The 12732-nt window shown below is 72.9% G+C and carries 12 protein-coding genes; 5 read left to right on the top strand and 7 right to left on the bottom strand.

Annotated elements, in window-relative coordinates; genetic code table 11:
- Nucleotides 1-78: 78 nt before the first annotated feature.
- The 3 genes from OIE12_RS15095 to OIE12_RS15085 form a co-directional block, all read right to left on the bottom strand.
- A complete protein-coding gene (locus OIE12_RS15095) occupies nt 79-1551 on the bottom strand; it encodes a PP2C family protein-serine/threonine phosphatase (protein WP_329135599.1) in 1473 nt (490 codons plus the stop codon).
- A 235-nt stretch (nt 1552-1786) separates the two neighbouring features.
- Nucleotides 1787-2986, bottom strand: a complete 1200-nt coding sequence (locus OIE12_RS15090; protein ID WP_329135598.1) for a C40 family peptidase — start codon at nt 2984-2986, stop codon at nt 1787-1789.
- Nucleotides 2987-3219: 233 nt separating this feature from the next.
- Complete coding sequence (locus OIE12_RS15085) at nt 3220-4065, bottom strand: class I SAM-dependent methyltransferase (protein ID WP_329135596.1); 846 nt, start codon at nt 4063-4065, stop codon at nt 3220-3222.
- Nucleotides 4066-4472: 407 nt separating this feature from the next.
- On the opposite strand from OIE12_RS15085, the gene mshA reads away from it, so the two are divergent.
- Nucleotides 4473-5843 carry a D-inositol-3-phosphate glycosyltransferase gene (gene mshA / locus OIE12_RS15080; RefSeq protein ID WP_329135594.1) on the top strand — a complete coding sequence of 457 codons (1371 nt, stop codon included), beginning with the start codon at nt 4473-4475 and terminating at the stop codon, nt 5841-5843.
- Nucleotides 5836-6351: a YbjN domain-containing protein gene (locus OIE12_RS15075; protein ID WP_329135592.1), complete on the top strand. Its 516-nt coding sequence runs from the start codon at nt 5836-5838 to the stop codon at nt 6349-6351. Before mshA ends, OIE12_RS15075 begins: the two co-directional genes overlap by 8 nt.
- Nucleotides 6352-6360: 9 nt before the next feature.
- Here the strand turns inward: OIE12_RS15075 and OIE12_RS15070 are convergent, their stop codons facing one another.
- Entirely contained in the window at nt 6361-7248 is an 888-nt protein-coding gene (locus OIE12_RS15070) for a helix-turn-helix transcriptional regulator (RefSeq protein WP_329135590.1), read from the bottom strand.
- 49 nt (nt 7249-7297) lie between these two features.
- Here OIE12_RS15070 and OIE12_RS15065 point away from each other — a divergent pair, with 49 nt between their 5' ends.
- Both OIE12_RS15065 and OIE12_RS15060 read left to right on the top strand, forming a co-directional pair.
- The gene (locus OIE12_RS15065; RefSeq protein WP_329135588.1) at nt 7298-7795 is read left to right on the top strand and encodes a DUF2000 domain-containing protein; all 498 of its coding nucleotides are present in this window, start codon (nt 7298-7300) and stop codon (nt 7793-7795) included.
- Nucleotides 7796-8153: 358 nt separating this feature from the next.
- Nucleotides 8154-8660: a lamin tail domain-containing protein gene (locus OIE12_RS15060; RefSeq protein ID WP_329135586.1), complete on the top strand. Its 507-nt coding sequence runs from the start codon at nt 8154-8156 to the stop codon at nt 8658-8660.
- A 121-nt stretch (nt 8661-8781) separates the two neighbouring features.
- On the opposite strand, the gene OIE12_RS15055 is transcribed toward OIE12_RS15060, so the two are convergent.
- Both OIE12_RS15055 and OIE12_RS15050 read right to left on the bottom strand, forming a co-directional pair.
- Nucleotides 8782-8997 carry a hypothetical protein gene (locus tag OIE12_RS15055; protein ID WP_443053829.1) on the bottom strand — a complete coding sequence of 72 codons (216 nt, stop codon included), beginning with the start codon at nt 8995-8997 and terminating at the stop codon, nt 8782-8784.
- A gap of 129 nt (nt 8998-9126) precedes the next feature.
- Nucleotides 9127-9888 carry a phosphoglyceromutase gene (locus OIE12_RS15050; RefSeq protein ID WP_329135585.1) on the bottom strand — a complete coding sequence of 254 codons (762 nt, stop codon included), beginning with the start codon at nt 9886-9888 and terminating at the stop codon, nt 9127-9129.
- A gap of 196 nt (nt 9889-10084) precedes the next feature.
- Between OIE12_RS15050 and OIE12_RS15045 the strand changes: the two genes are divergently transcribed.
- Entirely contained in the window at nt 10085-11470 is a 1386-nt protein-coding gene (locus tag OIE12_RS15045; protein WP_329141975.1) for an MDR family MFS transporter, read from the top strand.
- Between the two features lie 414 nt (nt 11471-11884).
- Here the strand turns inward: OIE12_RS15045 and phoU are convergent, their stop codons facing one another.
- Nucleotides 11885-12574, bottom strand: coding sequence for a phosphate signaling complex protein PhoU (gene phoU / locus OIE12_RS15040; RefSeq protein WP_329135583.1), 690 nt, complete (start codon nt 12572-12574; stop codon nt 11885-11887).
- Nucleotides 12575-12732 lie beyond the last annotated feature (158 nt).

Here is a 12732-nt window from a genome sequence, read left to right as displayed (position 1 = left end):
GCCGCGTTACGGGCTGCGGCTCGGCGGGGCGAGGCGACGGCGTTACGGCATGCGGTCCGGCGAGGCCGTGCGGCGGCGTTACGACGTGCGGTTCAGCAGGACGACGGCCACGTCGTCCGTCAGCTCGCCGCCGTTGAGGTCGCGGACCTCGTCGACCGTCGTGCGCAGCAGCTCCTCGCCGCTCAGCCCCTGGTCCAGCCGGTGGCGGACCAGCGCCAGCATCCCCTCCTGGCCGAGCCGTTCCCCCGTGTCGCCGACGTGGCCCTCTATGAGGCCGTCGGTGTACAGCATCAGGTTCCACTCGGCCCCCAGCTCCACCTGCGTCCGCGGCCAGCGGGCCCGCGGCAGCAGGCCGAGCGCGGGGCCGTTGTTGTCGTACGGCAGCAGCTCGGGCGTACGGCCGGGGCGGGCGATCAGCGGGGCCGGGTGACCGGCCAGGCACAGGCCCGCGCGGCGGCCGTCCGGCGCGATGTCCACCGTGCACAGCGTCGCGAAGATCTCGTCGTTGTCCCGCTCGTGCTCCAGCACCTGCTGGAGGGTGGAGAGCAGCTGGTCCCCGCAGAGCCCGGCCAGCGTCAGCGCCCGCCAGGCGATGCGCAGCTCCACGCCGAGCGCCGCCTCGTCGGGGCCGTGCCCGCAGACGTCGCCGATCATCGCGTGCACGGTGCCGTCCGGGGTGCGGACGGTGTCGTAGAAGTCCCCGCCGAGCAGCGCGCGCGAGCGGCCGGGGCGGTAGCGGGCGGCGAACCGCAGCGAGGAGCCCTCGAGCAGCGGGGTCGGCAGCAGCCCGCGCTCCAGCCGGGCGTTCTCCTGCGCGCGCAGCTTCGACTCGGTCAGCCGCCGCTCGGCGGTGTCCGACCGCTTGCGCTCCACCGCGTACCGGATCGCCCGGCTCAGCAGCCTGCCGTCCAGCTCGTCGCGGAGCAGGTAGTCCTGCGCGCCGACGCGCACCGCCTCGGCGCCGCGCTCGGCGTCGCCGGAGGCGGTGAGCGCCAGGACGGCGTGCCGGGGCGCGAGCTCCAGCACGTGGCGCAGCACGGCCAGCTCGTCCTCGCCGCCGTCACCGGCGCTCCGGCCGGGCGCGGGCAGCGCGAGGTCGAGCAGGATGCAGTGGACGTCGTCGGTGAGCAGCCGCCCCGCCTCGGTGAGGTTGCGGGCGGTGCGCAGCCGGATGGGGCGGCCCGCCGAGTCGAGCATCTCGGGCACGATCGGCGAACCCGCCGGGTCGTCCTCGATCACCAGCAGGGTGAGGTTGGCGGGCGCGGCGTCGGCCGGGGCCGGCGCCACGGGCACGGCGAGGCCGTCGGGCACGCCGGCGCCGTGGGGCGAGGCGGACCTGCCGGGCCCGGCGGAGCGGTCGTCGGGCGTGCCGCTGCCGTGGGGCATGGCGGTGCCGTCGGCCGGCGCGTCAGCGGAGACCGGGCCGCGGCCGCCTCCGGTGGACGGTTCGCGGTCCGCCTCCGCGGCCGGGCCGCCGGCCTGGGGCGCGGCCTGCGCCTGACCACTCTCCGCGGCCGGGATCGCTCTCTGCCGCGGTACGGGTACGGACATCGTCTTGGGTTCCTTCCCTCCCCCCGAGGGCACGGTGGAGCGAGGGATCTCGACCCACCGACGGGGACCATAGCGTCAGCCGCGCCCGCAGCGGAATGGTGTTCCGAACCACGCCCGGCCGGACGCCACCGTCATATGCCGCGATACACGGCGCACTTGGACGCCCGGGGGCGGGGTGCGGAATGACGAACGTCACGTGCGCCGACGGCCCACCGGACGCCGGAGGTGGCGCGCCTCACGCGTCCGGGCGCACCACCCCGAGTATCGGCATGGTGCCCGCGCCCGTGATCGTCACCGTGCGGCCGGGCCGCGGGGCGTGGACGATCTTGCCGTCGCCGAGGTACATCGCCACATGGCTCGCGTCGTCGAAGTAGATGATCAGGTCACCGGGGCGCATGTCCCCGAGCGCGACGTGCGGCAGTTGCTTCCACTGCTCCTGCGAGGTGCGCGGGATCGCGTGCCCGGCGGCGAGCCAGGCCTGGGACGTCAGCCCCGAGCAGTCGTACGAGTCCGGGCCCTCGGCGCCCCACACGTACGGCTTGCCGATCTGGTCCGTCGCGTACGTCACCGCCTTGCGGCCCGCCGCGGACGCCTTGGTGTCGAGGTCCTTCAGCACGCCGGAGTCGAGCCAGGCGGTCTGCGCCTGCTGCGCGGCCTCCTCCTCCAGCTTGGCCAGCCGCTCCTTCTCCTTCTCCTCCAGCTCGCCCTGAAGCTTCTCGGCGGAGGCGATCCGCTTCTTCACCCGCTTCTTCGCCGCCGCCTTGGTCTTGCGGTTGGCCTCCAGCTTCTTGTAGCGGGCGGAGGCGTCGCGGGAGAGCTTGCCCAGCTCCGACTTGGTCTGCTTCAGCTCGTCGATCAGCCCGACCGTCGCCTGCTGGCCCTGGCGGACGAGCTGGGCGCCCTCGAGGAACTCCTGCGGGTCCTCGCTCAGCCAGAGCTGCATCTCCGGCGGCAGGGTTCCGCCGCGGTACTGGGCGCGGGCGGCGGCGCCCGCGCGGTCCTGCAGTTCGGACAGTTTCGCCTTGGCCGCCTCGATCTGACGGTTCAGTTCGGCGATGCGGGCGGACTGGCTCTCGGCCTTCTCCTCGGCCGCGTTGTAGGCGTCCGTGGCGACAGCGGCCTCGTGGTACAGCTTGTCCAGCTTCTCGCGGACGGCTTCCAGCCGGGCGTCGGTCTCCGCGTCGTCGGCCGTGGTGGGCGGGGCGCCGGCCGAACTGCCGTCCGTGGAGCCGCCGTCGGCCGAGTCCTTTGCCGACCCGTCGCCCGTCGAGCCCCCGTCCGCCGCGCCGCCGGAGGCGGCCGTCCCGGAGGACGGTGCCGGTGTGGGCTTCGGCGCCGAAGCGCTCGCGAACGCCGTGCCCGGTGCGCTCAGCACGGTGACCGCGCAGACCAGGGCGATGGCCGCCGTGGTCAGGCTCCGCTTTCCGGATCCCATACTCCGTCCCCCAAATAACTGAGTTTCCCGTCAGTAACTTTCGGACGCCTGGGGGATCGTGCCATGTCAGGGCCCGGAACGACAGGGTGCGTGCCGTACCGGGGGCTTCCTCCCCCTTGCCGCGTCCGTGACAACGTTCTCCCGGCGACTGTGACGAACGACGCGCGGAGATCGTTCCCCGGCGGATGCGGGCCGTGTGCTCCGCACGCCCTCCGCACCCGCCGCCGGGCCGGCTAGCCGGCGGGTATCGGTGCCGCCGTCCAGTCACGGGGCGCCAACGCGGGCCAGGCGACGGTGACTTCGCCCTGGCGCCAGCGCCCGGCGCCGTCCGTCACCGGCCAGTCCGCGGTCAGCGCGCGGACCGTGCGTATCCATCGCTGGCGCACCCCGTACGAGGCGTAGGGCGCGGCGGAGGCCCAGGCGCGGTCGAAGTCGCGCAGGAACGCGTGCACCGGCTCGCCCGGGACATTGCGGTGGATGAGCGCCTTCGGCAGCCGTTCCGCGAGGTCGGACGGCCGCTCCAGGGAAGCGAGCCGGGCCGCGAAGGTGACGGTGCGGGGGCCCTCGGGGCCGAGGGCGACCCAGACGTGCCGCCGGCCGATCTCGTCGCACGTGCCCTCGACGAGCAGTCCGCCGCGGGAGCCGGTTGCCCGGTCGGCGGGGGCCAGCCGGGCGCACAGCCGCCGCCAGACCGCGGCGACCCCCTCCTCGTCGTACTGCCGCAACACGTTCGCGGCGCGGATCAGCACGGGCCGCCCGGGAACCGGCACCTCGAAGCCGCCGTGCCGGAACTCGAGTCCGTCCCGTGCGTAGGGCTGTGCGGCGGCGACGCGGGCGGGCTCGATCTCGACGCCGGTGACGCGGGTGCCGGGAGCGGCGGAACGGAGCCGCCGCAGCAGCTCGACGGCGGTCCAGGGGGCCGCGCCGTAGCCGAGGTCGACGGCGAGGGGGGCGGGGGAGCGGCGGAGCTCGGCGCCGTGGGTCGCCGCGATCCACCGGTCCATCCGGCGGAGCCGGTTGGGGTTCGTGGTCCCGCGAGTCGCCGTACCCACGGGGCGGGACGCTGCGCGGGTTGTCATGCGTACGAGAGTAGGGCGCGAGCGGCAACTGCCGTCCGAGCCTGTGGATAACTCTGCGACGTCGGCGAAAGGGGCGCGGGGCTGCGTCAACATGCGGCTCCGCCGCGTAGGCGGGATGCCGGGGACGGAGTCCCGTCCCCGGCATCCCCACCCACGTGCACCCCCGCCCCCACCGGGTACCCGCAGGCGGAAGACCCGGAGAACACCGCCCCGCACCCACTCCACCTCGAACGGTTGAGCGAACCCCGGTAATGATTCGGCAAAGATCCATCCACCGGAAATGGAGCGGAACGCTCCGGCGTTCGCCCTAGTCGGAGGGGTCCCCGCGCCCACCCACCACGGCGCCACGAACCGCCCGCACCCCGCGCACGCCCGCCACCCGCCCGCCGCAAGGAGGATTCGCCACCGTGAGCCAGTACATCAGCAGGCTCGGGCGTCGATCGGCAGCCACTCCCTCCCCGCGCCTGCGCATGTCCCGCCGCCCCCGCCGCGTGGCCATGCTCTCCGTGCACACCTCCCCCCTGCACCAGCCCGGCACGGGCGACGCCGGCGGCATGAACGTCTACATCGTGGAGCTGGCCCAGCGCCTCGCCGACCTCAACATCCAGGTCGAGATCTTCACCCGCTCCACGACCGCCTCCGTGGCCCCCAGCGTCGAACTGTGCCCCGGCGTCCTCGTCCGGCACATCGACGCCGGCCCCTACGAGGGCCTCGCCAAGGAGGACCTCCCCGCCCAGCTCTGCGCCTTCACGCACGGCGTGATGCAGGCGTGGGCCGGCCACCGCCCCGGCCACTACGACCTCGTCCACTCGCACTACTGGCTCTCCGGCCACGTCGGCTGGCTCGCCGCCCAGCGCTGGGGCGTCCCCCTCGTGCACGCCATGCACACCATGGCCAAGGTCAAGAACGCCAGCCTCGCCGCCGGCGACACCCCCGAACCCGCCGCCCGCGTCATCGGCGAGACCCAGGTCGTACGCGCCGCCGACCGCCTCATCGCCAACACCGACGAGGAGGCCGGCGAACTCGTCCGCCACTACGACGCCGACCCCGCGCGGGTCGCCGTCGTCCACCCCGGCGTCAACCTGGAGCGCTTCCGCCCCGCGGACGGCCGCGCCGCCGCCCGGGCCCGGCTCGGCCTGCCCCAGGACGCGCTCGTGCCCCTCTTCGCGGGCCGCATCCAGCCCCTCAAGGCCCCCGACATACTCCTGCGCGCGGTCGCCGTCCTTCTCGACCAGCGCCCCGAGCTGCGCTCCCGCATCGTCGTCCCCATAGTGGGCGGTCCCAGCGGCAGCGGCCTGGCGAAGCCCGAGGGGTTGCAGAAACTCGCCGCCCGGCTCGGCATCGCCGATGTCGTACGGTTCCGGCCACCCGTCGGGCAGGAGCAGCTGGCCGACTGGTTCCGGGCCGCCTCCGTCCTGGTGATGCCCTCCTACAGCGAGTCGTTCGGACTCGTCGCCATAGAGGCGCAGGCGGCCGGCACGCCGGTGCTCGCCGCCGCCGTCGGGGGACTGCCCGTGGCCGTGCGGGACCGATGTACCGGCTTCCTGGTCGACGGCCACGATCCCGCCGCCTACGCGCGCGTGCTGCGCGATTTCGCCGACACCCCGGCCCTGACCGACACCATGGGCGAGGCCGCCGCCCGGCACGCCCGCCGCTTCGGCTGGGACGCGGCCGCCGCCGCCACCGCCGAGGTCTACACGGGAGCCGTCCACGACCACCGGCGCCCGATGCGTACGGCCGCCGCCGACGCCCGTCGCGTACGCTCCCACCATGGCTGAGGCGGAGCGGGTGACACGTGCGGGCGAGGTCGTCGAGGCCGCCCTCGAGGACGCCGAACTGGAGTGGGAGAGCCCCGAGCCCGGCGCGTACGTCGTCAAGCTCCCCGGCACCCGGAAGCTGTCGACCACCCTCTCCCTGCGCATCGGCCGGCACGCGCTCTCCCTGAACGCGTTCGTCGTCCGCCACCCCGACGAGAACGAGGCCGGCGTCCACCGCTGGCTCCTGGAGCGCAACCTCAAGCTGTACGGGGTCGCGTACGCCGTCGACCGCCTGGGGGACATCTATCTGGCGGGCAAGGTGCCGCTGGCCGCCGTCACCCCCGACGAGCTCGACCGCCTTCTCGGCTCCGTCCTGGAAGCGGCCGACGGCGATTTCAACACCCTTCTGGAGCTCGGTTTCGCCTCCGCGATCCGCAAGGAGTACGCGTGGCGGGTCTCGCGCGGAGAGTCCACGCGCAACCTGGAGGCGTTCACCCGCCTCACCCGGGACGCGGACGACAACACCTGAGAGCCGTTTTCAGCCCGCAGGGCCGGCCTTGGCGCCGACGCGCGCGTACCGCCCCGGCGTGACCCCCACCAGCCGCCGGAAGTGCCGGGTCAGATGGGCCTGGTCGTAGAACCCGGCGGCGACCGCCGTGTCGGCCGGCCGCATCCCCCGCAGCAGCAGCCGCCGGGCCCGCTCGACCCGGCGCGACATCAGGTACTGGTGCGGCGCGATCCCGAAGCTGCGGCCGAACGCCCGTACGAGGTGGGCCGGGTGCGCGTGCACCAGCCGTGCCGCCTCCTCCAGCCCGACGCCCTCCACGAGCCGCGCGTCGAGCAGTTCGCGCAGCCGGTGGGCGACGCCGCGGTCGGGGGGCGGCACCTCCGGACGCCCCCGAGGCCGCAGATGCCCGTACAGCCGTTCGGTGACGAGGGTCAGCCGGCTCTCCGCCTCGAACTCGTCGCCGGGCCGGGTCAGCGCGGTGTGCAGCTGCCCGATCCGGCCGCGCAGCAGCGGATCGCGCAGGTCGGGACCGTCGACGGCCGCTCCCACCAACCCCTCGTCGAGCACCGAGAGGTCGAGGTAGAGCACCCGCTTGCGGAAGCCGCGCTCGGTCACCGGCGACCCGTTGTGCGGGACGTACGGCGGCAGCAGCGAGACCGTGTCGTGCGGGGTGCCGTGCTCGTGCCGGTCGAGGTCGTACCGTACGGCGCCGTCGTCCACGATCAGCAGCGTCCAGGCGTCGTGGACGTGCATCGGGTAGGCGTACTCGGTGTAGTGGGCGTGGAAGACCTCCACGACACCCGGTACGCGCGGGCGCCAGGCCGAGACCTCGCGGACCGTGCGGGGCTCGCGAACCCCGCGGGCGTCCCGGACTTTGCGGGCCTCGCGGGCTTCGCGAACCTCGCGTTGAGCGGCCATGCAAAAAACGTACAAGAACGGACCGCCGGCGCACCGGCAGTCTCACTCCATGAGCACCGAAAACACCGGAATCGCCCCCGTCGCCCCTGTCGCATCCGCCACTCCCACCACTCCCGCCGCCCCTGCCGCCCCCACTCCTCGCTTCGACACGAAGATCGCCGTACTGCTCCGCGACGACCTGGAGACGTGGCAGCGCCTGAACGTGACCGCGTTCCTGGTCAGCGGCCTGGGGGCCCAGGTGCCCGAGGTGATCGGGGAGCCGTACGGGGACGCGGACGGGGTGGCGTACCTGCCGATGTTCCGTCAGCCGGTGCTGATCTTCGAGGGCACGAAGGAGACCCTGAAGGCGGCCCACACCCGCGCCCTGTCCCGCGCACTCCCCCGGGCCCTGTTCACCCGCGACCTGTTCGCCACGGGAAACGACCACGACAACCGGGCGGCGGTGCGGGCCGTGCCGACCACGGACCTGGACCTCGTCGGCCTCGCGGTGTACGGCCCCCGCAACGCGGTCGACAAGACCCTCAAGGGCGCCCGTATGCACCCGTGAGCGCGGGTCCGCGGGGCCTCACTCGCGGTGATCGCCCCGTTACCCACTTTCGGGTGACGGTACGGAGGCGGGCCGGGGTGGCGCGACCTGGCGCACGACCCCGGCCGGCCCATGGTTCCGGTACCGAAACGGTCGCCGTGGCGTCAACCTGACGCCGTCACCTCATAAATGGACGTTGCAGGCGAGCGTCACGGAAATATGGACAAGGTGTAACACGGCATCCATGTCGGGTTCACCCAGCGGGCTTCGGGAGCAGTGTGGGGGACGCGCGGCCGACCGGCCGCACCAGCACAGCGCATCGTTCCCGCCCCGGCTTCGGCCGCCGGCGGGGCGTGCCCGCACCATGCAGGGGGAACCTGTGTCCGATTCCGCTCCCGCTCCCGTCCGCACCTCCGCCCGCGTTCCCGCCTCCGTCTCCTCCCGCCGTCTGGCGGCCGCCGTACTCGCGGCGGGCGCCCTGATCGGCGCGGCGGCGCTGCCGGCGTCCGCCGCCGACCACGCGCGTCCGCAGCGCCAGCAGGTGCAGATCAGCCACGTCAGGTTCGACGCTCCGGGCCGCGACGACCGCGACAACCGCACCCTCAACAAGGAGTGGGTGGAGATCACCAACAGCGGCCGCCACGGGGTGAACCTGAACGGCTGGACGCTGTCCGACGAGCGCGGCCACACCTATACCTTCCACCACTACCGCCTGGACGGCCGGTCCACGGTGCGCGTCCACACCGGAAGGGGCCACGACACCCGTCGTGACGTCTACCAGGACCGCCGCCGCGAGGTCTGGGACAAGCGCGACACGGCGACCCTGCGCAACGACCGCGGCCACCGCGTCGACAGCGTCTCCTGGGGCCGCGGCCGTCACCACTGACGTGACGACGGCCGGGCTCCGGCGCGCATGAGGAAGCTCCCCGCCCGCGATGACACCGCGGGCGGGGAGCTTCCGCGTGAGGGGCTGTTTCGCTAGTCGCACATGCAGGGACAAGCCGCGGCTAGAACCGGTGATCGCCCCGCAGCGTCGGCAGACTGTTGTGCACGGCGACCGACCCGTAGGTCGACCGATCCCTCTGCGCCTGCACCCGCCGAGCCTGCTCGACAAGCAGCCCATCGGCGTTCTCGGTAACCCTGTTCCCCCGCCGCAACAACGTCACCGCCAGAAAAGCGACGAACCCAACCATCAACCCGAACAACACCCCGAGCTCAACCACGGGACCCCCGTCCTACGCACCCCTCGTTGGGTAGTTCCCTACCCAACGATCACCCCGAGAAGCCCCCAATACAGGGGCAGCGCCCCCCACCGCGAAGCGTGAACGGGCAGGGGGCGCAGAGGGTGAGGGCTACTTCTTCTTGCCCTGGTTCTTGACCGCCTCGATGGCTGCTGCGGCGGCCTCGGGGTCGAGGTAGGTGCCGCCGGGGTTGAGGGGCTTGAACTCGGGGTCGAGGTCGTAGGTGAGGGGGATGCCCGTCGGGATGTTGAGGCCGGCGATGTCGGCGTCCGAGATGTTGTCCAGGTGCTTGACCAGGGCGCGCAGGCTGTTGCCGTGGGCGGCGATCAGGACCGTGCGGCCGGTGAGGAGGTCGGGGACGACCGAGTCGAACCAGTACGGGAGCATGCGGGCGACGACGTCCTTGAGGCACTCCGTCCGCGGGCGCAGCTCCGGCGGGAGCATGGCGTAGCGGGCGTCGGAGAACTGGGAGAACTCGGCGTCGCGGTCGAGCGGGGGCGGCGGGGTGTCGTAGGAGCGGCGCCACAGCATGAACTGCTCCTCGCCGAACTCCGCGAGCGTCTGCGCCTTGTCCTTGCCCTGAAGGGCGCCGTAGTGACGCTCGTTCAGGCGCCAGGAGCGGTGCACCGGGATCCAGTGGCGGTCGGCGGCTTCCAGAGCGAGCTGCGCCGTGCGGATCGCGCGCTTCTGGACGGACGTGTGGACCACGTCGGGCAGCAGGCCGGCGTCCTTGAGCAGCTCACCGCCGCGGACCGCCTCCTTCTCGCCCTTGTCGTTGAGGTTGACGTCCACCCAGCCGGTGAACAGGTTCTTCGCGTTCCACTCGCTCTCGCCGTGGCGGAGCAGGATCAGCTTGTACGGTGCGTCGGCCATGCCTGTGAGCGTAATGGACGCCCCTGGAGGGGTGCGTGCGGTGGTCGGCACGTGGACGCCGGGGGCGGCTCATGGGTGGTTTTTATTTCGGTGGCTCGACCCGGTCCGCATGCGTAAGGTGTGCTCGTTGGGTTCGGCGCTTACCTCGCTGTCGCTGCCCACGCCGTCGTCCATACGTACGTTCGTGGGGGAGCCGATGTCAGTCGCCGGTCTGGGTCGCGCCGCGCGCGAGACCGTCTCGGGTATGCCGCGCACCTTCTGGTGGCTGTGGACCAGCACGCTGGTCAACCGGCTCGGCGCCTTCGTCGCCACCTTCATGGCGCTCTACCTCACCGTCGACCGCGGCTACTCCGCCTCGTACGCCGGACTCGTCGCCGCGCTGTACGGGCTCGGCGGCGTCGTCTCCTCGCTCGGCGCCGGGGTGATGACCGACCGGATGGGGCGGCGCCCCACGCTGCTCATCGCGCAGTCCTCCACCGCGCTGTCCGTCGCGCTGCTCGGCTTCATGCGCGACCCCGTCGCCATCGCCGCCGTCGCCTTCCTGGTCGGCATGGCCAGCAACGCCTCCCGGCCCGCCGTGCAGGCGATGATGGCCGACATCGTGCGGCCCGAGGACCGGGTGCGGGCGTTCTCCCTCAACTACTGGGCGATCAACCTCGGGTTCGCCGTCTCCTCCGCCGGTGCCGGGTTCATCGCCGAGTTCAGCTATCTCGCCGGGTTCCTGATCGAGGCGACGATGACGATGGCCTGCGCGGTCGTCGTCTTCCTCAAGCTGCCCGAGTCACGGCCCGCGCCGACCGACGGGAGCACGGCCAAGAGCGACGCCGTCGGCCTCGGGACCGTGCTGCGCGACCGGCGGTACATGGGCGTCGTCGGGCTGTCGTTCCTCGTCGCCCTCGTCTTCCAGCAGGGGTTCGTCGGCCTGCCGGTGGCCATGGGAGCGGCCGGGTTCTCGCCCGCCGACTACGGCCTCGCCATCGCCGTCAACGGCGTGCTCATCGTCGCCCTGCAGATCCCCGTGACCCGGTTCCTCGTCCACCGGGACCCCAGCAGGCTGCTCGTCGTCTCCTCCCTCCTCGCGGGGTACGGGTTCGGGCTCACCGCCTTCGCCGGGTCGGTGGGCGTCTTCGCGCTCACCGTCTGCGTCTGGACGCTGGGCGAGATGATCAACGCGCCCACGCAGACCGGCCTCGTCGTCCGGCTGTCGCCCGCCCACGGGCGCGGGCGGTACCAGGGCGTCTACACCCTGTCCTGGTCCGTGGCCGCACTCGTCGCACCCCTGATGGCCGGGTTCGTCATCGACCACCTCGGCGCGCGGTGGCTGTGGGGGCTGTGCGCGGCGGTGGGCACGGCCGCGGCCCTCGGCTACGGCGCGCTGATGCGGCGCCTCCCGGCGGAGGAGCCGGCGGGTACGACCGACACGGTCACGGAGGCGGCGAGCGCCGGCACGGTCACGGAGGCGGCGAGCGCCGACACGGTCACGGAGGCGGTGGAGGCGTCTGGGGCGGCCGGGGCGTCGGACGGCACCACGTTCCGTCAGAAGCGCGGTGCCGTTCAGAAACGCGGTGCCGTGTCGAACTGAGGCTCCGTCGCGGGGCGCGAGGAGCCACGACGCACCTTCAACCGCACTGGCACGGCGCCCCGGACTGGCACCCGCATCCGCACCCGCTGCCACAGCCGCAGGCGGCTATCAGCGGGAGGCCGATGACCTCGGCCGGCGTCTGGGTCTCGCGCTCCTGCGTGGGGTCGGGCGTGCTGGGGGATTCGGCCATGGGTCTCGGTCCCTCCTCGTTGCCGCGGTGGCGCGGTGGCCGCGACGGGCCGGTGCCCGCGCTCCTGCCCAGTGCATGCCCCGTCCGTCGGGCGCATCAACGGCGCACGGAGGCGTTCGAACGCCTCCGCCACCGCCGCGCGCCCCCCGCGCACGCCTCCCCGACGGACCGAAGGGCCCCGACGGACACAAGGGCCCAGGGCCCCCGGAAGCCCCCGAAGCCCCTCAGGCCCCCTCCACCCCCGTCACCGGCTGGATGTCCGCCTGGATCTCGTCCGCGTGCTCGCCCGTCACCAGGTACACCACCCGCTTCGCGACCGACACCGCGTGGTCCGCGAACCGCTCGTAGTAGCGGCCGAGCAGTGTCACGTCGACGGCCGTCTCGATGCCGTGCCTCCAGCGGTCGTCCATCAGGTGCTGGAAGAGCGTGCGGTGCAGCAGGTCCATGTCGTCGTCGTCCTGCTCGAGCTGCATCGCCAGATCGACGTCCTTGGTGATGATGACCTCCGCCGCCTTCGCCATCAGGCGCTGCGCGAGCTGGCCCATCTCCAGGATCGTCGCGTGCAGGTCGTGCGGGACCGCGCGCTCGGGGAAACGCAGCCGCGCCAGCTTCGCCACGTGCTGGGCGAGGTCGCCGGAGCGCTCCAGGTCCGCCGACATCCGCAGCGAGGTCACGACGATCCGCAGGTCCGTCGCCACCGGCTGCTGCCGGGCCAGCAGCGTTATCGCCCGCGCCTCCAGCTCGTGCTGGAGGTCGTCGACCTTCTTGTCGGCCTCGATCACGCTCTCGGCCAGCTTCAGGTCGGAGTCGAGGATCGCCGTCGTGGCGCGCCCGATCGCCGACCCGACGAGCCGGGCCATGTCGACCAGGCCCTCGCCGATCGAGTCCAGTTCCTCGTGGTACGCGTCCCGCATCAGGTCTCCCTCTCGTTTCGGCCGGCGGGGTTCCGGAGCCCGGCGACCCCCACGCTCCCACGTTCCGGGCCGTACGCGTCCGTTTCCGGCATCCCGGGTGAACCATCACTGGCGCCAAGGTGAACTCTGGGCGACGAGTGTTCGAGGTCGCACCCGGA

Source organism: Streptomyces sp. NBC_00670, from assembly GCF_036226765.1.
Classification (GTDB): domain Bacteria; phylum Actinomycetota; class Actinomycetes; order Streptomycetales; family Streptomycetaceae; genus Streptomyces.
Note: the sequence above shows the minus strand (reverse complement) of the source record. Positions and strands in the feature narration are given on the sequence as shown.